Source organism: Bradyrhizobium centrolobii, assembly GCF_001641635.1.
Taxonomy (GTDB): domain Bacteria; phylum Pseudomonadota; class Alphaproteobacteria; order Rhizobiales; family Xanthobacteraceae; genus Bradyrhizobium; species Bradyrhizobium centrolobii.
Map to the genome: position 1 here is coordinate 1 of NZ_LUUB01000032.1, position 209 is coordinate 209.

Sequence of the window (209 nt, forward strand, 5' to 3'; positions counted from 1 at the left end):
AAGACCAGGCTCGGCAAGATCACCCGGGCAGGCGATGAGCGACTGCGTCAGCTGCTGGTGGTGGGGGCGACCTCGGTCGTTAAGCAAGCGATGACAAACGCTCGTGGGCCGCGCTGGCTGATCGAGCTCTTGAGGCGCAAGACGCCGAAGCTTGCCGCGGTGGCACTGGCCAACAAGATGGCCCGTATCGCCTGGAAGCTGATGACGAC

Annotated in this window: 1 pseudogene; it reads left to right on the forward strand. The window is 64.1% G+C overall.

The annotated features are described in order from the left end of the window. Nucleotides 1-209, forward strand: a pseudogene (locus tag AYJ54_RS06715) (IS110 family transposase); the annotation flags it as partial.